We start from the raw sequence: 23,275 nt of genomic DNA, 5'->3' as shown, positions 1-23,275 counted from the left end.
CATCCGTCGCCGGCCATCCGGCCCCGCCAACTATCAACGGTCCACTTTCTCACCTGAGCCGGACGGGTCGGAGCTTTCCGATCCGGTGTCCGGGCTGGGGTCACTCGGCTGCTCGGGCTCGTCGCCGTCCGTGCCGCCGTTGTCGCCGTCCGTACCTGAGTCGCCCTCGGGACCCTCGTCGTCGGACCCGCCCTCGGCGCGCTGGGCGGCCGCCCGCTTGCGCTGGAGATAGATCCGTACGCCGGCGAGGACGAGCAGCAGCACACCGCCGGCGATGACGAGCATCACCGTGGCGGTGATCTCCGTGACGTTCACCTGGAACGTCATGCGGTCACCGTAGGGCTTTCCGTCCGCGGTGTAGAGCTGGGCGGTCACCCAGGCCCGGCCGTTGGCGTTCGCCGTGGTGGCGAACTTGAACGACTGGCTGTGGCCGCCGTCCACCGTGATCTGCTGCGCCTTGCCCACGTCCAGCCGGTTGGGCTGGGACGAGGTCAGCTTCAGCGTCATGTCCTTGACGCCCTGGACCAGGTTGTTCTGGACCGTCACCGGAATCGTGGCGCTGCGCCCGGAGAGCGTCGCCCCCGACTTCTGGATCAGGTGCACCTTCTTGGTCAGACCGTCGAGGTAGCTGCGTACGGAGCGCCGGTACGTCGCGGCACCGGCGGCATCACCGCGCCACTCCGTCGACATCTCCCGCATTATGGCGCTGCCGAACGGGGTCACCACACGCTGCGGCTGGGCCAGGATCACCTGGTAGTCGTCCAGTGCGGCCTGGGTGCCCCGGATCTGGCGGAAGGCGGAGGTGGGGAGCTCCTGCCGGCGCAGCGAGGACGGGTAGGCGGCGCCGCTCGGCACCCGGCGGGTGGCCGAGGCGTCGGGCTTGGCCTTGGCCGCCCTGCCGAGACTCAGCGGCTGGCTCCAGCTCCCCGAGTCGTCCAGCGTCCGCAGCGCGGTGGCCATGGCGTGGGCCTGGCTGACCGAGGGCATGCGTTGCGGCGCGACGACGACGCTGCGCTGCCGGCCGGGGTCCTCCAGGCTGATCATCTGGGTCTGGGCGAGGAAGTCCTGGACCGCGTGGGCGGAGTTTCCGGCCTTCGACATATCGCCTTCGAAGGCCCGCGAGAGCTGCGCGTCCGCGACGACTGCGGTGTTGCCGCCGCCGATGGGGCGGGCTGCCGTCGGGGTGTAGGACAGTCCCCCGGTCTCCCGCAGGCTGTCGCTGCGGGTGATCACATTGTGCGCACCGGCCGAGGTCGCGACGTCCACGACCGAGGAGTCGATCGCACCGTCGACGGGCCAGGCGAAGTCCGTCCGCGGCTTCACATCGAGGATGGTGTCCACGGTCTTCTCGGCGAGGTCGGTGGCCGGGCCGAGGTGGCTGAGCGCGCTGGGCACGTGCTTGCCGTGGTGGGCGAGCGAGGCGAGGTCGGGGTCGGCGAAGGGCAGCGCGACGACCTCATGGGTCTTGGCCGCTTCTTCGAGCTCGTGCAGCCACTGCTTGGCGACCGCCTGGTTCTTGCCCATGGGCCCGTCCGGGCCGTTGACCCGGTAGGACTTGGTCATCGCGTCGACGGTCGCGAGCAGATCGGGATCGATGACGAAGGTCACCGGCAGGTTCTTGCTGAGCGCGACCATCTGCTGGAGCCGGCCGCCCGGTGCGAGTTCGGCGGCGAGGTCGTCGTTGCGGAAGACCGGCGTCTGCTGGGCGTCGGCGTCGGTCTCGGCGGTGAGATGGGTGGAGGAGATCAGCGGCCACATGTACGTGAGCTGTGTCTTCTTCGTGGCATCGGCCTGCTGCCAGGGCAGCAGCGTCCGGTCGAAGCCGAGGACCTGGCTGTAGGCCGCGGTCTGCGAGCGTCCTGACACGGAGACACCGAGCTGGTACACGCCGTTCTCATCGAGACGGAGGTCCTTGACCGGCACGCTGAGCGTGAAGGAGCGGCTGACCCCGGGCTCCAGCTTGCCGATCTTTTTCTCGCTGCTCTTGATCTCCGCGCCGTCCGCGCCGGGCAGATAGCCGGTGCGGCGGGACACGTTGTCGATGGAGCTACGGCCGCCGAGCGCGTCCCCGCGGTGCATACCGATGTGCGCGTCGGTGATCGTGCTGCGTCCGTCGTTGGTCAGCGTCCCGGAGACGGTGACCGAGTCGCTCTTGGAGGGAGCGGACGGGGACATCGAGTCGATGGTGACATCGACCGTGCGGGAGCCCGTCGGGGCCGCGTGGGCGGTGGGGCTGTGCGGAACCTGGAGCAGCCCCACGAGCAGGAGCACCCCAGTGAGCAGTGTCACGGTCCTTCGCAGCCATCGACCACGCGGCCGTTCAGTCCCCTGGAACCCTGCCGCCTCGGCCACGCGCTCGTCCGTCCCTCGTCGTCGTCAGTGGTCGTCGGAATGTGCGTCCACGAATGGTAACGAGGCCCGCCGTGCCGGAGTGCCAGGGACTGCTCCACATGATCGCGGTGCGGAGACCCGGGTGCCCGGCCTGACCCCTTTATTACGTGGCGCCTCGCGCTGCGCGGCCACGTACCCTGTTTTGTTGTGCCGAACGCCAACAATGACCTCCCCGCCCCGATCGCCGAGCGGACCGCGCAGTCGACGAACGCGCTGAACCATGTCCAGCGCCGTGCCGTGAGCGAGCTGCTACGGGTGTCCCCCGTCGCGGATGACCTGGCCCGTCGATTCCAGGAGGCCGGGTTCACACTTGCCCTGGTCGGCGGCTCGGTCCGGGATGCGCTGCTGGGGCGGCTCGGCAACGACCTGGACTTCACCACCGATGCCCGCCCTGAGGACGTTCTGAAGATCGTCCGGCCGTGGGCGGACGCGGTCTGGGAGGTCGGTATCGCCTTCGGCACGGTCGGCTGCAAGAAGGACTCCTTCGACATCGAGGTCACGACCTACCGGTCCGAGGCGTATGACCGCACCTCCCGCAAGCCCGAGGTGTCCTACGGCGACTCCATCGAGCAGGATCTGGTGCGCCGGGACTTCACGGTGAACGCCATGGCGGTGCTGCTCCCGCAGAAGGAGTTCGTCGACCCGCACGACGGTCTCGAGGACCTGGCGGCGCAGGTGCTGCGGACGCCGGGGACGCCGGAGGAGTCGTTCTCCGATGATCCGCTGCGGATGATGCGCGCGGCGCGCTTCGCCGCTCAGCTGGACTTCGAGGTGGACCCCGCGGTCTTCGCCGCGATGACGGCGATGTCGGACCGCATCGAGATCGTCTCCGCGGAGCGCGTACGGGACGAGCTGAACAAGCTGCTCCTGGCGCCGCGTCCACGCGAGGGGCTGCGGCTGCTCGTCGATTCGGGCCTGGCCGGCCATGTCCTGCCCGAGCTGCCCGCGCTGCGGCTGGAAAGTGACGAGCATCACCGCCACAAGGACGTCTACGAGCACTCGCTGACGGTGCTGGAGCAGGCGATCGACCTGGAAGAGAACGGGCCCGATCTCGTGCTGCGGCTGGCGGCACTGCTCCACGACATCGGCAAGCCCCGGACGCGGCGCTTCGAGAAGGACGGCCGGGTCTCCTTCCATCACCACGAAGTGGTGGGCGCGAAGATGACCAAGAAGCGGATGACCGCTCTGAAGTACTCCAACGACCTGGTGAAGGACGTCTCACGGCTGGTGGAGCTGCATCTGCGCTTCCACGGCTACGGGACGGGAGAGTGGACGGACTCCGCGGTCCGTCGCTATGTGCGGGACGCCGGTCCGCAGCTGGAGCGGCTGCACAAGCTCACGCGCTCGGATTGCACGACCCGCAACAAGCGCAAGGCCGGTGCCCTGTCGCGTGCCTATGACGGGCTTGAGGAGCGCATCGCGCGGCTCCAGGAGCAGGAAGAGCTGGAAGCGATCCGCCCGGACCTGGACGGCAACGAGATCATGCAGGTTCTGGGCATCGGCCCGGGTCCCGAGGTCGGCAAGGCGTACAAGCAGATGCTGGAGCTGCGGCTGGAGCACGGGCCCATGGAGCGCGAGGCGGCGGTCGCTGCGCTGAAGGAGTGGTGGGCCGCTCAGAGCTGAGCCTGAAACGGGCGGTGTTTCACGTGAAACGAGGAGCGGTGTTTCACGTGAAACACCGCTCCTTCGTCTTCCGACGCGTCCGGCGTGCGCTACTTCACCGAGGTCAGGCAGAGCACCATGCGGGTGCTGCTCCTGCGACGGCGCACGTCTTTGACGTAGGCCGACTCTCCCTCGGAGCACACCGTCGGGTCCGTGGTGTCGTTGTGCACGGTGCTCACCTTGTACTGGGCTTCCGAGGTGCCGCAGTCCACCACCTTGAGACCGTCGTCGAGTGAACTGCTGGACTTCTGCACACAGTCGCCGGCCTCGGCGCTGTCCGCGTCGTCCATGCTGTTGATCCAGAAGAACGCGAAGACGATCACCGCGATCACGAGGCCGATGGCCCGCAGGATCGACTTGGGGGACCGGCGCTTGGCAGGCTGCGGCGGCGGCACCGGAGCTCCGCCCTGCATGTGGGGCTGCTGCGGCTGGGGCGCCATGGGGTAACCCGGCGGCGGCTGCTGTCCGTACGGAGCCTGCGGCTGCGGGGGGTAGGCGTAGCCCTGGGGCTGGCCATAGGGCGCCTGCGGTGCTTGCGGTGCCTGCGGATAGGGGCTCTGGCCGTACGGCTGCTGTCCGTATGGCTGCTGCCCGTACGGCGCCTGGCCGTACGGATTCGGGCCCTGAGGCGGCGTGGTCATGGGATTCCCCCGTTATTGATGTGTACAGGCTCGTGCTGGAAGCCCGTAAGGTACCGGGTCCGTGCGCGCCCCGTTGCAGGGCCCAGGGGCTGAGCGGCGAGGGACGGCCGTCTATCGGCGCCCCGAGCGGACCGTGGCCACGGCGATCAGCGCGTAGAGCACCGTCACCATGCCGAGGAGGGCGGCGGACCGGCCATCCGGAGGCAGCATGAGGGCCGCGACCGCGGCGGCACCGACGAACGCGACGTTGAAGAGCACGTCGTAAATGGCGAAGGACCGGCCGCGGAAGGCGTCATCGACCGTCGACTGGACGATCGTGTCCGTGGAGATCTTGGTTCCTTGGGTGCTCAGACCGAGGACGAACGCGGCGGCCAGCATCGGGCCCGGCGTGAAGAACAGCCCGAGAGCCGGCAGCAGTACCGCGCCCAGTGCCGCACAGCCGGCGATCCAGCCGAACGCGGTGAGCCGGTCGACGGCCCAGGGCGTGACGATCGCGGCCGAGAAGAAGCCCGCCCCCGAGACGCCGAGGGTGATCCCGAGCAGCGCCAGGCCCTCGGACTCGGTCTCGGCCCAGGAGTACCGGCACAGCATCAGCACCATCACCGTCAGCGCCCCGTAGCAGAAACGCATCAGGGCCATCGCGATCAGTGCGCGGGCCGGGGTGCGCCGCTCGGCGAGATGGCGCAGCCCTTCCCACAGCCCGCGCGCGGTGCTCAACAGGGCTTCCCGCAAGTGTGGTTGGAGGCGTGCGTCGTCGGGGCCGAGCAGCTGTGGGCCCATGCGCAGCGCGGTCAGGGCCGAACAGAAATAGAGGGCCGCGGCGAGCAGGACGACGAAGGCATCCACATCCGAGCCGGTCAGCCGGACGGCGAAGGCGAGCCCCCCGCCCGCCGTCGCGGCGAGCGTGCCGGCCGTGGGAGTCAGGGAGTTGGCCATGACCAGCTGCTGTTCACCGTCGACCACACGCGGGAGCGCGGCCGAGAGCCCGGCCAGAACGAAGCGGTTCACGGCGGTCACGGCGAGGGCCGAGGCATAGAAGAGCCAGTCGGGGACCTTCGATGCGATCAGCGTCGCGGTGGCCATCGCCAGCACGGTGCGCAGCAGATTGCCGTACAGCAGGACCTGCCGGCGCCGCCAGCGGTCGAGCAGCACGCCGGTGAACGGCCCGAGGAGGGAATACGGGAGCAGCAGGATCGCCATGGCGGAGGCGATGGCCGCGGGCGACGTCTGCTTCTCGGGCGAGAAGACGACGTAGGTGGCGAGCGCGACCTGGAACACTCCGTCGGCCGCCTGGGACAGGAGCCGTGCGGCAAGGAGCGAACGGAAGTTGCGTAGCCGGAGTAATACGCGAAGGACGCGCACAGCATGCATGAGGCACAGCCTCACACAGCCCGCAGGCCCCCGGGCGGAATGCCCGGGGGCCTGCGGAGGGAGCGTGCGTCGGGCGGCTCAGCGCTCGACGTCGCCGTTGATGAACTTCTCGACGTTCTCCCGTGCCTCGTCGTCGAAGTACTGCACCGGCGGCGACTTCATGAAGTACGAGGACGCGGAGAGCACCGGGCCACCGACGCCGCGGTCCTTGGCGATCTTCGCGGCGCGCAGGGCGTCGATGATGACACCCGCGGAGTTCGGGGAGTCCCAGACCTCGAGCTTGTACTCCAGGTTCAGCGGGACGTCACCGAAGGCGCGGCCCTCGAGGCGGACGTAGGCCCACTTGCGGTCGTCCAGCCAGGCCACGAAGTCCGAGGGGCCGATGTGGACGTTGTCCTCGCCCATCTCCCGGTCCCGGATCTGGGAGGTGACGGCCTGGGTCTTGGAGATCTTCTTGGACTCCAGGCGCTCGCGCTCGAGCATGTTCTTGAAGTCCATGTTGCCGCCGACGTTCAGCTGCATCGTGCGGTCCAGGATGACGCCCCGGTCCTCGAAGAGCTTCGCCATCACGCGGTGCGTGATCGTGGCGCCGACCTGCGACTTGATGTCGTCACCGACGATCGGGACACCGGCCTCGGTGAACTTGTCCGCCCACTCCTTGGTGCCGGCGATGAAGACCGGGAGGGCGTTGACGAACCCGACCTTGGCGTCGATGGCGCACTGGGCGTAGTACTTCGCGGCGTCCTCGGAGCCCACCGGGAGGTAGCAGACCAGCACATCGGCCTGGGTGTCCTTGAGGACCTGGACGACGTCGACCGGGGCCTCGGGGGACTCCTCGATCGTCTGGCGGTAGTACTTGCCCAGGCCGTCGAGGGTGTGGCCGCGCTGGACCTGCACGCCGGCGTTCGGCACGTCGCAGATCTTGATGGTGTTGTTCTCGCTGGCGCCGATGGCATCCGCGAGGTCGAGCCCGACCTTCTTGGCGTCGACGTCGAAGGCAGCCACGAACTCGATGTCACGCACGTGGTAGTCGCCGAACTGCACGTGCATGAGGCCGGGCACGCGGCTCTTCGGGTCGGCGTCCTTGTAGTACTCGACGCCCTGTACCAGCGAGGCGGCGCAGTTGCCCACGCCGACGATGGCTACGCGAACCGAACCCATTCCGGTTGCTCCCTGTGTTCTCGATGAGGATCTGCACAGCAGTGCCTCATGTGGTGGTGTCATCGGACGGATCCGGCCGGGATCCACCCCGGTGCCGGGGCAGGCCGCCCGTATCTCCTGACTGGTTCTTCTTGTCCTGCGCTGCGGAACCCGTGGGGCGCTGATCACGCCCGGCGCGCTCGCTCTCGATGAGCTCGTTCAGCCAACGGACTTCGCGCTCCACGGATTCCATACCGTGGCGCTGAAGTTCGAGGGTGTAGTCGTCCATGCGCTCGCGGGACCTGGCCAAGGAGGTACGCATCCTCTCAAGACGCTCCTCCAGCCGGCTGCGGCGGCCTTCCAGCACGCGCATCCGCACGTCCCGCGAGGTCTGGCCGAAAAACGCGAAGCGGACACCGAAGTGCTCGTCCTCCCACGCGTCCGGGCCGGAGTGGGCGAGCAGCTCCTCGAAGTGTTCTTTGCCCGCTGAGGTCAATCGGTAGACGATTTTGGCCCGGCGCCCTGTCAGAGCCGCGGTGGGTACGCCCTCCGGGGCGCCTTCCGTCTCCTCGATCAGCCAGCCGCTCGCGACCAGCGCCTTGAGGCAGGGGTAGAGGGTGCCGTAGCTGAACGCACGGAAGACCCCGAGCGAGGTGTTGAGCCGTTTTCGCAGCTCATAGCCGTGCATCGGGGACTCGCGGAGCAGGCCGAGGACGGCGAACTCGAGGATGCCGGAACGTCTGCTCATCCTCCGCCTCCTTGGTCCGGTGCGTTCTTTATGTCGTGCTGATGTATCGACTCGATACATCCAGACGATAGAACGGCCATCTGGGCGGAACAAGAGGGGGCACGGTGAACGGCATCACATCACCGAATCGTTCTCATCAACCTGACTGATTTGGAGTGAATTTCAACACTGGGCAGGTTTTGGCCGTGCGTAGTCTGTGCGGCATGCAGACTGCCGGGAACCGTGGGCCGATATCTGGCGTCCTCGTCCTCGGTGTAGTGCGGCTCGCGCCTCAGGAGCGGGCCGTGCATCGGGGGGACCTGAAGACAACTGCCGCCTTCAGGCGACGAGAAAGCGCGCCTGCCCGAGGAGTATTCGTTCCATGAGCGAGCACCGTCGCAAACCGCCACAGCCGCAGAGTGGCGGACGTGCCGCGGCCCGACGCGCCGCACAGCAGCCACCAGGGCGCCGTGCCGCCCCTTCCCGTGGCTCCGCTGCCGGTCCCGCCTCTCACTCCGAGTCGTCCGGCTACGAGCCGCGGCAGGGTGGGCGCGCCGACGCCCGGAGAGCCGCCCAGCGCGGCGGCCGCCGGCGGTCGTCCGATGCCGCGATGGCCTCCGGTGATGGCGCCGGGGGCCGTGGTGGCGGCGGCCGTCGAGGCGGTGGCGGCGGAGGTCCCGAGGGCGGCCGCGGCCGGGGTCGCGGCGGCGGGAAACCTGCCAAGAAGCGTTTCATCGATTACCCGCGTGCCAACCGCGTGGGCTGGCGGCGCTTCGTGCCGTCATGGAAGCAGGTCACGACCCTGTGCGTCGGATTCATAGGGTTGATCGTGGGTGCCTCCGGCGTCGCGCTGGCCTTGGTGAACGTGCCCAGCGAGAGCGACGCCGCCAAGTCGCAGAACAACGTCTACCTCTGGTCTGACGGCAAGGTCATGGCGCGTGACGGTGAGACGAACCGGCAGAACGTCACGATCAACGAGATTCCGCTCGAGATGCAGAAGGCGGCGATCGCCGCGGAGAACGCGTCCTTCCGGACGGACTCGGGTGTGGACCCGATGGGCATCGCGCGCGCGGTGGTCAACATGGCCAGGGGCGGCGAAACCCAGGGCGGATCGACCATCACTCAGCAGTACGTGAAGAACGCGATGCTGAGCCAGGAGCAGACCCTTGACCGTAAGTTCAAGGAGCTGTTCATCGCGATCAAGGTCGGCTGGTCGAAGAGCAAGGACCAGATCCTTCAGGGGTATCTGAACACCAGCTACTACGGCCGCGGGGCGTACGGGATCCAGGCAGCGGCGCAGGCGTACTACGGAAAGGACGCCGCCAAGCTGAACGCGAACGAGAGCGCCTTCCTGGCCACCGTGCTCAAGGGCGCGGATCTGTACGACCCGGCGGGCGGTACCAGCCCTGGGGCCACGAAGGCGGCGAACACCAAGCGCGCCAAGGCGCGGTGGTCCTGGATTCTCGACCGGGAGGTCGAGAACCACCTCATGTCCAAGGCGGAGCGGGAGAAGTACCGGGGGCACTTCCCCACGCCGAAGCTGCCGAGGCCGGTCGCCGGCAAGAGCGGTCAGATCGGCTACATGATGGACACCGCGAAGAAGTACGTGCTGAAGCACTCGGGTCTCAGTGAAGCCCAGTTCGACAAGGGCGGTTACACGATCCACACGACCTTCAGCTCGAAGAAGACCAACGATCTCGAGGCTGCGGTCAAGAAGGTCAACAAGCGGTACATCGACCCCGATAAGCGCGCCAAGGACAAATTCGTCCAGTTCGGCGGTGCCTCGGTGGTGCCCGGAGACGGCAAGATCGTCGCCCTGTACGGCGGTGAGGGCTACGACAAGGGGCACTTCAGCAACAACGCGGACACCTTCGGGGTGCCCGTGGGCTCGACCTGGAAGCCGTTCGTGCTCGCGGCGGCGATGAAGTACGGGACGGTCAAGAGCCATGGGGTGCCGGTCAGGCAGGACAGCCGGTACAACGGCGACGACCACCTCAAGGTGAAGGACGCCGAGGGGGGGTACGTCAAGAGGAGGGACGGCTCGTTCTTCTTCCAGGAGAACGAGAGCAACCATCCCTGGGGCTATATCCCGTTGACCAAGGCGATGGAGCAGTCCGTCAACACCCCGTTCGTTCAGCTCGGCATGGATGTCGGGATGAGCAAGGTCCGGGACATGGCCGAGGCCGCGGGTATCTCGAAGGCCAGCTTCGACAAGAACCTGAACCCGTCCTTCGCGCTGGGCACCTCCACACCGAGCGCGATCCGCATGGCCGATGCGTATGCCACGTTCGCCCAGTCCGGGACGAAGGTGGAGCCCTATTCGGTGACGAAGGTGACGTACAAGGCCGGGGACCTGGAGGGCTTCGACAAGCCCCGGAGCGAAACGGCGATGGATGCCAACATCGCCAACAACGTGACCAAGGTGCTGGAAAACGTCATCGACAACGGCACGGCGAAGGAAGCCAAGCGGCTGGGCATGCCGGCCGCCGGCAAGACCGGTACCACCGACGAGAACAAGTCGGCCTGGTTCGTGGGCTACACCAAGCAGCTGTCGACGGCCATCACGATGTTCCGTGAGGACGCGGGGAATCCGCGCCAGCTGTCCATGAACGGTGTCGGTGGCTTTGACTCGATCCACGGTGGTGCGCTGCCCACCGAGGTCTGGACCGAGTACATGCTCCAGGCGATGAAGGGGGTCACCCCGGAGTCCTTCCCGCCGGCCACGCCCCTCGGGCAGCGGCTGGACCAGGAAGGCATGCCGACGCCGACGCCGACTCCCACGCCGTCGGACACGCCGTCGAGCTCGCCGTCGGAGTCGCCCAGCGAGTCCGCTCCCCCGACGAACTCCCCGAGCCCGACCCCGACCGACAGCTGTTCCCCGTGGGACCTGAACTGCCGGAACAACGGTGGGGCCGGTAACGGCGGCGGTAACGGAAATGGCGCGGGTGGCACCAATGGCGGCACCGGTGGCACGACCCCGACGCCGGATCCGACGGAGCCGACAGACAGTGGAGGCTGGCTCGGCGGCCCGAACGGCTGACCGTTTCACGTGAAACACGCGCAAGGTTTCACGTGAAACCTGGAGCAACGAAGCCCTCGCCCGGATGGACCGGGCGGGGGCTTCGCCGTTTTCCGGCCACGGCCGTACGGCAGGATGGGGCCATGACGAGCGTGCGACGGGATGATCCGGTACGGCCGACGAAGCAGGATGAGGTGGCGGCGGCCGGCAGTGAGCTGATCGGGGGGCCGATCGGCCGACACGCACTGCTCGGGAGGCACTGGCTGACGCCGGTGCGGATCATCGCGCTCATCGCCATCGGCATGTTCGCGCTCGGCATGGTGCAGAAGCTGCCCTGCTACAACGGCGGCTGGTTCTTCGGCGCCACGAGCCAGTACACGCACGCCTGCTACTCCGACATCCCCCATCTCTATGCGGGGCGGGGCTTCGCCGATGGCCTGATCCCGTATTTCGACCGGCTGCCCGGCGATATGGAGTATCTCGAGTACCCCGTGCTCACCGGTGTCTTCATGGAGGTCGCCTCCTGGATGACCCCGCACGGCGGCGGAATCCAGCACCGTGAACAGATCTACTGGCTGGTCAACGCCGGCATGCTGATGATCTGCGCCGCTGTCGTCGCGGTGTGTGTGGCCCGCACCCACCGCCGCCGCCCCTGGGACGGCCTCCTGGTCGCCCTGGCGCCCGCCGCCGCCCTCACCGCCACCATCAACTGGGACCTCCTGGCGATCGCCCTGACGGCCGCCGGGATGCTGATGTGGTCACGCAGCCGCCCGCTGGCGGCAGGCATCCTCATCGGGCTGGCCACCGCGGCGAAGCTGTACCCGGTGCTGCTGCTGGGCCCGCTGCTGGTGCTGTGCTGGCGGGCGGGCGCCTGGCGGGCGTTCCGGAGAGCGCTGACCGGTGCCCTCGCGTCCTGGCTGGTGGTGAACCTGCCGGTGATGATCACGCATGATGCCGGGGGCTTCCACATCCGGGAGGGCTGGGCGAAGTTCTACACCTTCAGTCAGGAACGGCCCATCGACTTCGGTTCCATCTGGCTGCTGATCTCGCAGCGCACCGGCAACCCCCTGGAGAACGCCAATACCTACGCCACGCTGCTGATGATCGTGGGGTGTGCCGCCATCGGCCTGCTGGCTCTCTACGCACCGCGCCGGCCGCGCTTCGCACAGCTCGCCTTCCTCGTCGTCGCGCTGTTCATCCTCACCAACAAGGTCTACTCGCCGCAGTACGTGCTGTGGCTGACCCCGCTCGCCGCGCTGGCCCGGCCGCGCTGGCGGGACTTCCTGATCTGGCAGGCATGCGAGGTCATGTACTTCCTCGGGATCTGGACGTACCTCGCCTACACCGGAAGCGGCGACAAGCACCAGGGGCTGCCGACGGAGGGCTACCAACTGGCCATCGTCCTGCACCTCTTGGGCACTCTCTACCTGTGCGCCCTGGTCGTACGGGACATCCTGATGCCGGAGCGCGATGTGGTCCGCAGGGACGGGGACGACGATCCCTCGGGCGGCGTCCTGGACCGCAGCCCCGATGCGTTCGTGCTCGGACGGGCCTACCACCCGCCCCGGCACGCGGTGCAGTTCCAGGCGACGCCGCAGGTGCGCTGGGGCGCCGTACGGGAGTGAACGGACCTCGCCGACAACGCACCGGGCCCGGTGCCGCAGAAAGGTCTGCGGCACCGGGCCCTTGGTGTGTCCGCGTCGTGGCGCGGCCGGCTCAGCGGTCCACGAGGCGGTCGAACTGTGTGGTGGTGTGCCGCAGATGGGCCACCAGCTCCTCGCCGACCTGCGGCTGCGGGGCATCCCCCGGCACGAACAGGATCGACACCTGCATGTGCGGGGGCTCCGCGAACCAGCGCTGCTTCCCGGCCCACACATAGGGCGCGAGATTGCGGTTCACGGTCGCCAGCCCGGCCCGGGCCACGCCCTTGGCGCGCGGCATCACCCCGTGCAGCGCCTTGGGCGACTCCAGCCCGACACCGTGCGAGGTACCGCCCGCCACCACGACCAGATAGCCGTCGGAGGCCGCCTTCTGCTGGCGGTAGCCGAAGCGCTCGCCCTTGGCGACCCGGGTGACATCGAGCACCGCACCGCGGTACTCGGTGGCCTCGTGGTCGCCGAGCCACAGCCGGGTACCGATCCGCGCGCGAAAGCGCGTCTGGGGGAACTGCTGCTGGAGACGGGCGAGCTCATCGGCCTTGAGGTGGCTGACGAACATGGTGTGCAGCGGGAGGCGGGCGGAGCGGAGCTGGTCCATCCAGCCGATGACCTCTTCGACCGCGTCGGACCCGTCGGTGCGGTCCAGCGGCAGGTGGATCGCGAAGCCTTCGAGCCGGACGTCCTCGATGGCCGTGGCCAGCTTCGGCAGGTCCTCCGGCCTGACGCCATGGCGCTTCATGCTGCTCATGACCTCGATGACGACCCGGGCCCCGACCAGGCCGCCCACACCCTCGACCGACGACACCGAGCGGATCGCCCGGTCGGGCAGCGGCACCGGCTCCTCACCGTGGCGGAACGGGGTCAGGACGAGCAGATCGCCGCTGAAGAAGTCCTTGATGCGGGCCGCTTCGTAGGTCGTTCCGACCGCGAGGATGTCGGCACCGAGGCGGGTCGCCTCGTCGGCGAGGCGCTCATGGCCGAAGCCGTAGCCGTTGCCTTTGCAGACCGGGACCAACCCGGGGAACTGCTGGAGAACGCTCTGCTGATGCGCCCGCCAGCGCGCGGTGTCGACGTAGAGGGTGAGCGCCATGGCCGGGCCCGGAACCTTTCTCGTGGCTGGTGTCTCAGGGGAACGAACGGTGCGGTGGAGCGTCAGCGGCGCGCCATGTAGAGGTCGAACGCCTTGTGCAGAAGCTTGTTGAGCGGGAAGTCCCACTCACCGAGGTACTCCGCTGCCTGCCCACCCGTGCCGACCTTGAACTGGATCAGGCCGAAGAGGTGGTCGTTCTCGTCGAGCGAGTCGCTGATGCCGCGGAGGTCGTAGACGGAGGCGCCGAGCGCGTAGGCGTCCTGGAGCATCTTCCACTGCATCGCGTTGGACGGCCGGACCTCACGGCCGATGTTGTCCGAGGCGCCGTAGGAGTACCAGACGTGTCCGCCGACGACGAGCATCGTCGCGGCCGACAGGTTCACGCCGTCATGGCGGGCGAAGTACAGCCGCATGCGGTCGGGGTCCTCGGCGTTGAGCGCCGTCCACATGCGCTGGAAGTAGCCCAGCGGACGCGGCCGGAACTGGTCACGTACCGCGGTGATCTCGTAGAGACGCTGCCACTCGGCCAGGTCGTCGTAGCCGCCCTGGACCACCTCGACACCGGCCTTCTCGGCCTTCTTGATGTTGCGGCGCCACAGCTGGTTGAAGCCCTTGTGGACCTCTTCCAGCGAACGGTCGGCCAGCGGCACCTGGAAGACATAGCGGGGCTGTACGTCGGCGAAGCCGGCGCCGCCGTCCTCGCCCTGCTGCCAGCCCATGCGGCGCAGCTTGTCGGCCACCTCGAAGGCGCGCGGCTCGATATGGGTCGCTTCGACGTCCCGCAGCCGCTTGACGTCCGGGTTCTGGATGCCGGCCTTGATCGCCGGGGAGTCCCAGCGGCGGATGATGACCGGCGGGCCCATCTTCACCGTGAAGGCACCGTGATGCTTGAGATGCGCGAGCATCGGCTGGAGCCAGTCCTCCAGATTCGGCGCGTACCAGTTGATGACCGGGCCCTCGGGCAGGTACGCGAGGTAGCGCTTGACCTTGGGCACCTGGCGGTAGAGGACCAGGCCGGCGCCGACCATCTCGCCGCTGGGGTCGAACCAGCCGAGGCTCTCCGCGCGCCATTCCGCCTTGACGTCTGCCCAGGCAGGAACCTGCATGTGGCTCGCCGCGGGCAGGCTCTGGATATATGCCAGATGCTGCTCTCGACTGATGGTCCTCAGGGTCAGGCTCATGCGGGGCGCTCCTCGGGCAGGTGTGTCCCCATGGTCGGGGCTCCGGCTCTCGCGCCGAAGCCTACTGTGACCGTGGAGCGCCCCGTCTGGGCCATACGGGCTGGGGCCCCGTATGCCCCATCGGCTAGCCGACGAGACCGCCGAAGAGGCCGCCGTGTGCCAGGCCGAGGTAGAAGCCGACGGCCGCCGCCCCGAGGCCGATGATCAACAGGAAGCGTTCGCCGGTGGTCGACGAGATGAACTGACCCCACAGGCCGGTGCCGATCCCGATCAGACCGACCCAGGAACTGACCAGGTGCAGGCTGGGAGAGAGCGTGGTGAAGATGGCGATCGCGCCGAGCACCACGGTCACGATCGCGAAGGTGTTCTCGACGGGATGGTCCTTGCCGTCGCTGTTGAGAAGCGACAGCAGACTGCGCTGGGTCCGTGCCTGTGCCATGCGGCACCTCCGATGACAAGGCGGCGCACTGTAACGCCGCTCACACCCGTTGTGTTCCAGATTGCGGGGTGGAGCGGACGGATTTCAACCGGAAGGCATCAGGCAGGTACTCTGTACGGTCTGCGCCTATGTCTGTCCGGAGCACCGGACGGGCCGGGTGCGGAACGCATACGACCCTCCTGCCACGGAACGACCGTGGCCGCTGAGTCCAAAGGAGGTGGGTTCTACATGCGTCACTACGAGGTGATGGTCATCCTCGACCCCGATCTCGAGGAGCGCGCTGTCTCCCCGCTGATCGAGAACTTCCTCTCCGTCGTCCGTGAGGGCAACGGAAAGGTCGAGAAGGTCGACACCTGGGGCCGTCGTCGTCTCTCTTACGAGATCAAGAAGAAGCCCGAGGGCATCTACTCGGTCATCGACCTCCAGGCCGAGCCTGCGGTCGTCAAGGAGCTCGACCGTCAGATGAACCTGAACGAGTCGGTCCTCCGGACCAAGGTCCTCCGTCCCGAGACCCACTGATCGCGTCAGCGTCCAGCGGTAACCGGGTTCGAGTAGCAGCAACACCAGCAGCCAGCAGCACACCCGCCGAGAGGTACCCCTAATGGCAGGCGAGACCGTCATCACGGTTGTCGGCAATCTTGTCGACGACCCCGAGCTGCGCTTCACCCCGTCCGGTGCGGCGGTCGCGAAGTTCCGCGTCGCGTCCACTCCCCGCACCTTCGACCGTCAGACCAATGAGTGGAAGGACGGCGAGAGCCTGTTCCTGACCTGCTCGGTGTGGCGTCAGGCGGCGGAAAACGTCGCCGAGTCCCTTACGCGGGGTACCCGCGTGGTCGTCCAGGGCCGCCTCAAGCAGCGGTCGTACGAGGACCGCGAGGGCGTGAAGCGCACGGTCTACGAGCTCGACGTCGAGGAAGTGGGCGCGAGCCTCAAGAACGCCACGGCCAAGATCACCAAGACCAGCGGTCGTGGTGGCCAGGGCGGCGGCTTCGGCGGCGGCGGTCAGCAGGGCGGCGGCCAGGGTGGCGGCGGCTGGGGCGGCGGCCCCGGCGGCGGTCAGCAGGGCGGCGGAGCTCCTGCCGACGACCCGTGGGCGACCGGCGGCCCGGCCGGCGGTGGCCAGCAGGGTGGCGGCGGCGGTGGCTGGGGCGGTAGCTCCGGCGGCGGCTACTCGGACGAGCCGCCCTTCTAGGTCCGTACGCGGCCCGATCGCGCGCGGTTTCACGTGAAACCGCGCCGTGCGACGGCCGCCGGCCTTGAGGGCGTCAGCACAAACTTCTTGAACTCATTGGAGAGAGATAATGGCGAAGCCGCCTGCTCGCAAGCCTAAGAAGAAGGTTTGCGTGTTCTGCAAGGAGAAGATCTCCTACGTCGACTACAAGGACACGAACCTGCTGCGGAAGTTCATCTCCGACCGCGGCAAGATCCGTGCCCGCCGGGTCACCGGCAACTGCACTCAGCACCAGCGTGACGTCGCCACGGCCGTGAAGAACAGCCGTGAGATGGCGCTGCTGCCCTACACGTCCACCGCGCGATAAGGGAAGGGTGACCGAATCATGAAGATCATCCTCACCCACGAGGTCTCCGGCCTCGGCACCGCCGGCGACGTCGTTGACGTCAAGGACGGGTACGCCCGTAACTACCTGGTCCCGCGTGGTTTCGCGATCCGCTGGACCAAGGGTGGCGAGAAGGACGTCGAGCAGATCCGTCGCGGTCGCAAGATCCGCGAGATCGCCACGATCGAGCAGGCCAACGAGATCAAGGGCCGGCTCGAGGGCGTCAACGTGAAGCTGGCCGTCCGTGCCGGCGACGCGGGCCGCCTGTTCGGCTCCGTCACCCCGGCCGACATCGCCTCGGCGATCAAGGCTGCCGGTGGTCCGGACGTCGACAAGCGCCGTGTCGAGCTCGGTTCGCCGATCAAGAGCCTGGGCGCGCACCAGATCTCCGTGCGTCTGCACGCCGAGGTCGTCGCGAAGCTCGGCGTCGAGGTCATCGCCGCGTAATCGCAGTACCCGGCCGAAGGGCCGCATCCCGTCACCGGGGTGCGGCCCTTCGCCGTGTGCGGAGCGCGGACGGACGGGGTCAGTCCTCGTCCTGGGCGCGCTTGTAGAGCGTGGCGATGTCGTCGTCGAAGTATGCGGCGTAGGAGACATCGTCCTCGTCGCCGCCGCCTTCGTGACCGCCCAGGACGCCGATGACCGTGCCGGTGTGGCTCCTCGGGTCGTAATCGGCGAGCCAGGGGCTGCCGCTCGTACCGCCCTCGAAGTCGGTGCACCGGATACGCAGCTGGGTGTTGCTGTACTTCGTGGTGCGGTTCTGGCAGGAGATCGGGGTGTCGCGGCTGGTGGGGTAGCCGGTGATCTTGACCTCGTTGTGGAAGCCACGGTCGATTCCGAGGGTGTTTCCGCCCAGGACGTCCTGGATCTGCTGGTCCTTCTTCTTTTCGAGGAGGAGGAAGGCGACATCGAGATCTTCGTCGTTGGACTTGGCCCAGCGGTCGTCGAGGACCACCTTCTTGACCTTCCACAGGCCGGCGGGCTCCTTGCCGTTGCGGTAGTCGGGGGCAAAGACCAGATCGTCCACCGGGGTCTTGCCATCGCTGTCGAAGGCACAGTGCGCCGCGGTGATGAGCATGTTCCGGCCCGGGCTCTGCACCACGCTCGCGGTGCAGAAGTGATCGCCGGTGTCGTCCTTCTCGAAGACCGCACCGACCCGGGCGTTCTGCTCGGTCCGGCGCGGGGTGTAGGCATTGCCGTCACCGGCCGGGGCCGTCGCGGCGGGATCCTGGTCCTGGGGGTCCTGGCCCGCCTCGCCGGATTTGCCGAAGCTGCTGCGGCCACCGCCGCCGCTGCCGCTGTTCGTATCGGCTTCCTCCGTGGCGTACCCCACCACAGCAGCAGCCACCATGACGACGAACGTCAGGGGCAGCACGGAGTTCCTGGCAAGCGAGCGCACAGGGTCATTATCGGCACGCGCTGCGTGTTACGGGAGATGCTTCAACGAGAGGCTCCGGTCACAATCCACCGGCCCGAGCGGGTGCGGAGCCACAGGGTCAGCATCCGGACGGTCATCATCAGGGCCATCGCCCACCACAGGGCGACCAGTCCGCCGCCGAGCAGCGGGACGGCCAGCGCCACCGGCGCGAACAGGGCCAGTGTCACGACCATGGCCCAGGCGAGATAGGGCCCGTCCCCCGCCCCCATCAGCACACCGTCGAGGATGAAGACGATGCCGGAGACCGGCTGGGTCAGGGCCACCACCAGGAGCGTGCTGAGCAGCGGGCCCTGCACGGCCGGGTCGGAGGTGAACAGCGGGATGAACAGCGGGCGGGCGAGCGCGACCAGCACACCGAGGGCCAGGCCCGCGGCGATGCCCCACTCGACCATGCGGCGGCAGGCGGCCCGGGCGCCGTCGCGGTCCCCCGCGCCGAGGTAGCGGCCTATGATGGCCTGCCCGGCGATGGCGATCGCGTCCAGCGCGAAGGCCAGCAGGGACCACAGCGTGAGCACGATCTGGTGGGCGGCGATCTCCGCGTCGCCGAGCCGGGCGGCGACGGCCGTGGCGATCATCAGCACCGCGCGCAGCGAGAGCGTACGGACCAGCAGCGGCACGCCGGCCTGGGCCGAGGCACGGATGCCCGCGGTGTCGGGGCGCAGGGTGGCCCCGTGCCGCCGCGCGCCGCGGACGACCACGACGAGGTAGGCCGCGGCCATGCCGCACTGGGCGAGGACCGTGCCCCAGGCGGAGCCGGCGATGCCGAGGCCGGCGCCGTAGACCAGGCCGATGTTGAGCGCGGCGTTGGCGGAGAAGCCGCCGACGGCGACGTAGAGCGGGGTCCGGGTGTCCTGGAGGCCGCGGAGCACGCCGGTGGCGGCGAGCACGACGAGCATCGCGGGGATGCCGAGCGCGCTGATGCGGAGGTAGGTCGTGGCGTACGGGGCGGCGGTGCCGGACGCGCCGAAGACCTCGACGAGCCAGGGTGCGGTGGGCAGCACCGCCGCGATGACGGCGGCGCCGAGCAGCAGGGCGAGCCAGATGCCGTCCATGCCCTGGCGGATGGCGGCGGGCAGGTCGCCGGCGCCGACCCGGCGGGCGACCGCGGCGGTGGTGGCGTAGGCGAGGAAGACGAAGACGGAGACGGCGGTGGTCAGCAGGGCGGCGGCGACGCCGAGGCCGGCGAGCTGGGGGGTGCCGAGGTGGCCGATGACGGCGCTGTCGACCATGACGAAGAGGGGTTCCGCGACCAGGGAGCCGAAGGCGGGCAGCGCGAGGGCGATGATCTCGCGGTCATGGCGGCGGCCGGTGCGGCGAGGTGTCGCGGGAGCCTGGGTCATGCGCGCAATCTAATCTTCCACAGGTAAGAGATGCAAACCCTGTGCAGTCCTTACTTTCCGCAGTGTGGAGTCGTCTCCCCTGCGCCGTTTGTCGCGATCTTGAACCGCTGGCGGAAGTTTTTCTCCCCCACAGGCTATGGATGAGAAAAGTGCAGGTCAGAGGGTTGAGGGTGGGGTGACTGTGTGCTTGTCCACAGAAGTTTCCCCCGGGCCGTGCACAGGATCCGGGGACTTCTCCACAGCTGAAGGGCGGTCATCCACATGGCCTGTGGATAACCAGATTGGCGGACGGTGCCCACGCGCCTACCGTGGTCCGGCACCCGCCGCCTGTTCCGGCCTGAGAAATCGTCCGAACTCGACGCGCCGTAACCGGAGTCGGGCGACTCGATTGTCAGAGCTGTGCCGTAAGAAAGAACCGCACAGCAAGGTCCGCGTCGCGGACGGGAGGAGGTGCCGGGGTGAGCATTCCCGAGCCCATGGAAGACCCCTGGGCGGACTCCGGTCCCAGCGACCTGCTGCCGGCCGCCCGCTCCCGGCGCGGCGAGGGCAAGGGCCGCGGCCGCGGCGACCGGCAGGACCGCGACGACGAGGGCGGCGGCTCCTGGACCGGCGGCTTCGAGCGGGTCCCTCCGCAGGATCTGGACGCCGAGCAGTCCGTGCTCGGCGGCATGCTGCTGTCCAAGGACGCCATCGCGGACGTCGTCGAGGTCCTCAAGGGCGAGGATTTCTACCGTCCCGCCCATGAGCTCGTCTATCAGGCGATCCTCGACCTGTACGCCAAGGGCGAGCCGGCCGACCCGATCACCATCGCCGCGGAGCTCACCAAGCGCGGCGAGATCGCGCGGGTCGGCGGCGCCTCGTATCTGCACACCCTCGTCCAGTCGGTACCGACCGCCGCGAACGCCGAGTACTACGCCGAGATCGTCCATGAGCGTGCCGTGCTGCGCCGCCTGGTCGAGGCCGGCACCCGGATCACGCAGATGGGATACGCCGCGGACGGCGATGTCGACGAGATCGTCAACAGCGCCCAGGCGGAGATCTACGCCGTCACCGAGCAGCGGACCAGCGAGGATTACCTCCCGCTCGGCGACATCATGGAAGGCGCCCTCGACGAGATCGAGGCGATCGGCTCCCGCCAGGGCCAGATGACGGGTGTGCCGACGGGCTTCACCGACCTCGATTCGCTGACCAACGGACTGCACCCGGGCCAGATGATCGTGATCGCGGCCCGTCCCGCCATGGGTAAGTCGACCCTCGCGCTGGACTTCGCGCGGGCCTGCTCGATCAAGAGCAATCTGCCGAGCGTGATCTTCTCGCTGGAAATGGGGCGCAACGAGATCGCGATGCGTCTGCTGTCCGCCGAGGCGCGGGTCGCCCTGCATCACATGCGCTCCGGCAGCATGACGGACGAGGACTGGACGCGGCTGGCGCGCCGGATGCCGGATGTCTCGGCCGCGCCGTTGTACATCGACGATTCGCCGAACCTGTCGATGATGGAGATCCGTGCGAAGTGCCGCCGGCTCAAGCAGCGCAATGAGCTCAAGCTGGTCGTCATCGACTATCTCCAGCTGATGCAGTCCGGCGGCTCGAAGCGCGCCGAGAGCCGTCAGCAGGAGGTCTCGGACATGTCCCGAAACCTCAAGCTGCTGGCGAAGGAGCTGGAGCTCCCCGTCATCGCGCTCTCCCAGCTGAACCGTGGCCCCGAGCAGCGCACGGACAAGAAGCCGATGGTCTCCGACCTCCGTGAGTCCGGATCGATCGAGCAGGACGCGGACATGGTCATCCTGCTGCACCGCGAGGACGCCTACGAGAAGGAGTCCCCGCGCGCCGGCGAGGCCGACCTGATCGTGGCCAAGCACCGTAACGGCCCCACGGCCACGATCACGGTGGCCTTCCAGGGCCACTACTCCCGGTTCGTGGACATGGCGCAGACCTGAGCGGCCGCGGGAAGCTGCTCAGCGCCGCGTCTCGTACCTGGTCAGGACCACGCCGCCGGGAAACGTCCGGGTCTCCACCAGGTTCAGGTTCACCCAGCTGTCCAGCGCGGTGAAGAACGGTGTGCCGCCGCCCACCAGGACCGGATGGGCGGCGATCACGTACTCGTCGATCAGCCCGGCGCGCATGGCCGCCCCGGCGAGCGTGGCGCCGCCGATGTTCATCGGGCCGCCGTCCTCGGCCTTGAGCCGGGTGATCTCGGCGATCGCATCGCCGGTGACCAGGCGGGTGTTCCAGTCGACCTTGTCGATCGTCGAGGAGAACACCACCTTCGGCGTGTCCCGCCAGTTCCGCGCGAACTCGATCTCCGCCGGGGTGGCGTGGGGCTGTTGGTCGCCGGTCGGCCAGTAGGAGCTCATCGTCTCCCATAGCTTGCGCCCATACAGCGACAGGCCACTCGCCCGCTCGTGGTCGAGCCACCACTGGAACAGCTCGTGGCTCGGCGGTCCGCTCCAGCCGATGTCGTCGCCGGCCGCGGCGATGTAGCCGTCCAGGGTCAGGTTCATGCCGTAGATCAGTTTCCGCATGGCCCAGCCTTCCGTCCGTGGTGTCCGGCGTAGGGACCAGCGTGGCGCGGGAAACTCATCGGTGCGCGATCTGGGCTCGCCGGTAGTCCTCGTGCTCGGGGCTCAGCGTGGAGTGCTCGGCCGGCACGGGCAAGCCGCCAGATGTCGGCCTCGCCCTCGCGAGGAAATGCCACGGATTTGAGACCGATCATGGGTGACATGGCCGTGAGACAGCCAAGAACGCCCAGGTCACGCAAGGTCGACAGGTCACGAGCGCACGACCCCACAGGACCACGGCGGGGGCCGGGTCGATGCGGGGCCGGCGCGCCGGCAGCGGGGAAGAGCGCCCCGTCAGGCGGGGGGGGAGAGCGCCCCGTCAGGCGGGGGACGAAACCGCCCCCTCTCCGGCCCTAGCGGGCGACCGCGTTCGCTCCCGTCTGTGCGAACTTCTCGTCCAGTGCCCCGGACGGAGCGCCCGCGACGCCGATGCCGGCGATCGGTGCCTTCTCGGCGGTGACCGGGACACCGCCCGCCAGGAACAGGGTGCCGGGGATGTCCTTCAGGTTCGGGGTCTGCTGGAGGCGCTCGGCCAGCTGGGAGGTGGGGGCGTTCCAGGCGGCCGCGGTGAACGCCTTGCGCTCGGCGGACTCGTAGGACTGCGGGCCGGCGCCGTCGCCGCGCAGGGTGACGATCGTGTTGCCGTTGCGGTCGACGACGGCGACCGTGACCCGCTGGTTCTCCTTCTCGGCGGCGTCGAGCGCGGCCTGCGCGGCCTTGGTGGCGGCGTCGATCGTCAGGTGGGTGGAGGCGGTGGTGGCCTGGTCCGGGACGGCGGCGGCCGAGGTGGCTGCGGCGGACGTCGTGGCGGGGGCGGAGGCGTTCGCGGACACCGCACCGAAGCCCGAGAGGGCGACGGCGGCGAGCACGGCACCGCCGGTGGCGACGCGGGCACGGCGGGAGAACTTCTGCTGCACGGGGTTCATGGCCTTCATGGGTCGGTCGGCTCCTCGGGTGGGCGGGCGGCCCGGTGGCCGCTCCTGCTTCGTCCGCTCTCCACACTCGGCCCGGAAGCGGGGCCGGGCGGTCGGAGTTCCGGCTGCCTTGGCGCTGCAAGACGGATG

20 protein-coding genes are annotated in these 23,275 nt (G+C 68.5%); 8 read left to right on the top strand and 12 right to left on the bottom strand.

The annotated features are described in order from the left end of the window. Positions 1-33 precede the first annotated feature (33 nt). Entirely contained in the window at positions 34-2,289 is a 2,256-nt protein-coding gene (locus ACFWJW_RS10715; RefSeq protein ID WP_387237744.1) for a DUF6049 family protein, read from the bottom strand. A gap of 249 nt (positions 2,290-2,538) precedes the next feature. Between ACFWJW_RS10715 and ACFWJW_RS10710 the strand changes: the two genes are divergently transcribed. Next, positions 2,539-4,014, top strand: a complete 1,476-nt coding sequence (locus tag ACFWJW_RS10710; protein WP_387237741.1) for a CCA tRNA nucleotidyltransferase — start codon at positions 2,539-2,541, stop codon at positions 4,012-4,014. An 89-nt stretch (positions 4,015-4,103) separates the two neighbouring features. On the opposite strand, the gene ACFWJW_RS10705 is transcribed toward ACFWJW_RS10710, so the two are convergent. The 4 genes from ACFWJW_RS10705 to ACFWJW_RS10690 form a co-directional block, all read right to left on the bottom strand. Further along, positions 4,104-4,694, bottom strand: a complete 591-nt coding sequence (locus ACFWJW_RS10705; RefSeq protein WP_387237739.1) for a hypothetical protein — start codon at positions 4,692-4,694, stop codon at positions 4,104-4,106. 111 nt (positions 4,695-4,805) lie between these two features. Next, complete coding sequence (locus tag ACFWJW_RS10700; protein ID WP_387237736.1) at positions 4,806-6,065, bottom strand: MFS transporter; 1,260 nt, start codon at positions 6,063-6,065, stop codon at positions 4,806-4,808. 78 nt (positions 6,066-6,143) lie between these two features. After that, positions 6,144-7,226, bottom strand: coding sequence for an inositol-3-phosphate synthase (locus tag ACFWJW_RS10695; RefSeq protein ID WP_387237733.1), 1,083 nt, complete (start codon positions 7,224-7,226; stop codon positions 6,144-6,146). A gap of 46 nt (positions 7,227-7,272) precedes the next feature. After that, positions 7,273-7,953 carry a PadR family transcriptional regulator gene (locus ACFWJW_RS10690; RefSeq protein WP_387237731.1) on the bottom strand — a complete coding sequence of 227 codons (681 nt, stop codon included), beginning with the start codon at positions 7,951-7,953 and terminating at the stop codon, positions 7,273-7,275. A gap of 361 nt (positions 7,954-8,314) precedes the next feature. Between ACFWJW_RS10690 and ACFWJW_RS10685 the strand changes: the two genes are divergently transcribed. Both ACFWJW_RS10685 and ACFWJW_RS10680 read left to right on the top strand, forming a co-directional pair. Then, positions 8,315-10,972 (top strand): transglycosylase domain-containing protein, encoded by a 2,658-nt coding sequence (locus tag ACFWJW_RS10685; protein ID WP_387237728.1) that lies wholly within the window; start codon positions 8,315-8,317, stop codon positions 10,970-10,972. Between the two features lie 122 nt (positions 10,973-11,094). Then, positions 11,095-12,576 carry a glycosyltransferase family 87 protein gene (locus tag ACFWJW_RS10680; protein ID WP_387237725.1) on the top strand — a complete coding sequence of 494 codons (1,482 nt, stop codon included), beginning with the start codon at positions 11,095-11,097 and terminating at the stop codon, positions 12,574-12,576. A 91-nt stretch (positions 12,577-12,667) separates the two neighbouring features. Here the strand turns inward: ACFWJW_RS10680 and ACFWJW_RS10675 are convergent, their stop codons facing one another. From ACFWJW_RS10675 to ACFWJW_RS10665, 3 genes are all read right to left on the bottom strand, one after another. Continuing rightward, entirely contained in the window at positions 12,668-13,699 is a 1,032-nt protein-coding gene (locus tag ACFWJW_RS10675) for an alanine racemase (protein ID WP_387237723.1), read from the bottom strand. Between the two features lie 62 nt (positions 13,700-13,761). After that, a complete protein-coding gene (locus ACFWJW_RS10670) occupies positions 13,762-14,880 on the bottom strand; it encodes a lipid II:glycine glycyltransferase FemX (RefSeq protein WP_387237721.1) in 1,119 nt (372 codons plus the stop codon). Between the two features lie 124 nt (positions 14,881-15,004). Then, positions 15,005-15,319, bottom strand: coding sequence for a hypothetical protein (locus tag ACFWJW_RS10665; RefSeq protein WP_387237718.1), 315 nt, complete (start codon positions 15,317-15,319; stop codon positions 15,005-15,007). A 228-nt stretch (positions 15,320-15,547) separates the two neighbouring features. On the opposite strand from ACFWJW_RS10665, the gene rpsF reads away from it, so the two are divergent. From rpsF to rplI, 4 genes are all read left to right on the top strand, one after another. Next, positions 15,548-15,838, top strand: coding sequence for a 30S ribosomal protein S6 (rpsF, locus tag ACFWJW_RS10660; RefSeq protein ID WP_006604399.1), 291 nt, complete (start codon positions 15,548-15,550; stop codon positions 15,836-15,838). Positions 15,839-15,920: 82 nt separating this feature from the next. Continuing rightward, entirely contained in the window at positions 15,921-16,511 is a 591-nt protein-coding gene (locus ACFWJW_RS10655) for a single-stranded DNA-binding protein (RefSeq protein WP_387237715.1), read from the top strand. Positions 16,512-16,620: 109 nt separating this feature from the next. Beyond that, on the top strand, positions 16,621-16,857 hold the full coding sequence (gene rpsR, locus ACFWJW_RS10650; RefSeq protein WP_003978893.1) for a 30S ribosomal protein S18: 237 nt from the start codon (positions 16,621-16,623) through the stop codon (positions 16,855-16,857). Between the two features lie 18 nt (positions 16,858-16,875). After that, on the top strand, positions 16,876-17,322 hold the full coding sequence (rplI, locus tag ACFWJW_RS10645) for a 50S ribosomal protein L9 (protein ID WP_159744422.1): 447 nt from the start codon (positions 16,876-16,878) through the stop codon (positions 17,320-17,322). 79 nt (positions 17,323-17,401) lie between these two features. On the opposite strand, the gene ACFWJW_RS10640 is transcribed toward rplI, so the two are convergent. Then, positions 17,402-18,274 carry a trypsin-like serine peptidase gene (locus ACFWJW_RS10640; RefSeq protein WP_387237712.1) on the bottom strand — a complete coding sequence of 291 codons (873 nt, stop codon included), beginning with the start codon at positions 18,272-18,274 and terminating at the stop codon, positions 17,402-17,404. Between the two features lie 41 nt (positions 18,275-18,315). Next, complete coding sequence (locus tag ACFWJW_RS10635) at positions 18,316-19,653, bottom strand: MATE family efflux transporter (protein WP_387237709.1); 1,338 nt, start codon at positions 19,651-19,653, stop codon at positions 18,316-18,318. A 458-nt stretch (positions 19,654-20,111) separates the two neighbouring features. On the opposite strand from ACFWJW_RS10635, the gene dnaB reads away from it, so the two are divergent. Further along, positions 20,112-21,590: a replicative DNA helicase gene (dnaB, locus tag ACFWJW_RS10630; protein WP_387237706.1), complete on the top strand. Its 1,479-nt coding sequence runs from the start codon at positions 20,112-20,114 to the stop codon at positions 21,588-21,590. 18 nt (positions 21,591-21,608) lie between these two features. Here the strand turns inward: dnaB and ACFWJW_RS10625 are convergent, their stop codons facing one another. Beyond that, positions 21,609-22,175, bottom strand: coding sequence for a dihydrofolate reductase family protein (locus ACFWJW_RS10625; RefSeq protein ID WP_387237703.1), 567 nt, complete (start codon positions 22,173-22,175; stop codon positions 21,609-21,611). Positions 22,176-22,564: 389 nt separating this feature from the next. Then, on the bottom strand, positions 22,565-23,146 hold the full coding sequence (locus ACFWJW_RS10620) for a heme-binding protein (protein ID WP_387237700.1): 582 nt from the start codon (positions 23,144-23,146) through the stop codon (positions 22,565-22,567). Positions 23,147-23,275 lie beyond the last annotated feature (129 nt).

Origin of the sequence: Streptomyces sp. NPDC127097, assembly GCF_042724075.1 — a bacterium.
Taxonomy (GTDB): Bacteria; Actinomycetota; Actinomycetes; order Streptomycetales; family Streptomycetaceae; genus Streptomyces.
This window is presented reverse-complemented; position numbering and strand designations above follow the sequence as displayed.

What these genes read in the sequence shown, in the direction of transcription:
- ACFWJW_RS10705 (WP_387237739.1), bottom strand. Translation starts at nt 4,694, where the DNA reads ATGACCACGCCGCCTCAGGGCCCGAATCCGTACGGCCAGGCGCCGTAC.
- ACFWJW_RS10700 (WP_387237736.1), bottom strand. Translation starts at nt 6,065, where the DNA reads ATGCATGCTGTGCGCGTCCTTCGCGTATTACTCCGGCTACGCAACTTC.
- ACFWJW_RS10695 (WP_387237733.1), bottom strand. Translation starts at nt 7,226, where the DNA reads ATGGGTTCGGTTCGCGTAGCCATCGTCGGCGTGGGCAACTGCGCCGCC.
- ACFWJW_RS10690 (WP_387237731.1), bottom strand. Translation starts at nt 7,953, where the DNA reads ATGAGCAGACGTTCCGGCATCCTCGAGTTCGCCGTCCTCGGCCTGCTC.
- ACFWJW_RS10685 (WP_387237728.1), top strand. Translation starts at nt 8,315, where the DNA reads ATGAGCGAGCACCGTCGCAAACCGCCACAGCCGCAGAGTGGCGGACGT.
- ACFWJW_RS10680 (WP_387237725.1), top strand. Translation starts at nt 11,095, where the DNA reads ATGACGAGCGTGCGACGGGATGATCCGGTACGGCCGACGAAGCAGGAT.
- ACFWJW_RS10675 (WP_387237723.1), bottom strand. Translation starts at nt 13,699, where the DNA reads ATGGCGCTCACCCTCTACGTCGACACCGCGCGCTGGCGGGCGCATCAG.
- ACFWJW_RS10670 (WP_387237721.1), bottom strand. Translation starts at nt 14,880, where the DNA reads ATGAGCCTGACCCTGAGGACCATCAGTCGAGAGCAGCATCTGGCATAT.
- ACFWJW_RS10665 (WP_387237718.1), bottom strand. Translation starts at nt 15,319, where the DNA reads ATGGCACAGGCACGGACCCAGCGCAGTCTGCTGTCGCTTCTCAACAGC.
- rpsF (WP_006604399.1), top strand. Translation starts at nt 15,548, where the DNA reads ATGCGTCACTACGAGGTGATGGTCATCCTCGACCCCGATCTCGAGGAG.
- ACFWJW_RS10655 (WP_387237715.1), top strand. Translation starts at nt 15,921, where the DNA reads ATGGCAGGCGAGACCGTCATCACGGTTGTCGGCAATCTTGTCGACGAC.
- rpsR (WP_003978893.1), top strand. Translation starts at nt 16,621, where the DNA reads ATGGCGAAGCCGCCTGCTCGCAAGCCTAAGAAGAAGGTTTGCGTGTTC.
- rplI (WP_159744422.1), top strand. Translation starts at nt 16,876, where the DNA reads ATGAAGATCATCCTCACCCACGAGGTCTCCGGCCTCGGCACCGCCGGC.
- ACFWJW_RS10635 (WP_387237709.1), bottom strand. Translation starts at nt 19,653, where the DNA reads ATGACCCAGGCTCCCGCGACACCTCGCCGCACCGGCCGCCGCCATGAC.
- ACFWJW_RS10625 (WP_387237703.1), bottom strand. Translation starts at nt 22,175, where the DNA reads ATGCGGAAACTGATCTACGGCATGAACCTGACCCTGGACGGCTACATC.
- ACFWJW_RS10620 (WP_387237700.1), bottom strand. Translation starts at nt 23,146, where the DNA reads ATGAAGGCCATGAACCCCGTGCAGCAGAAGTTCTCCCGCCGTGCCCGC.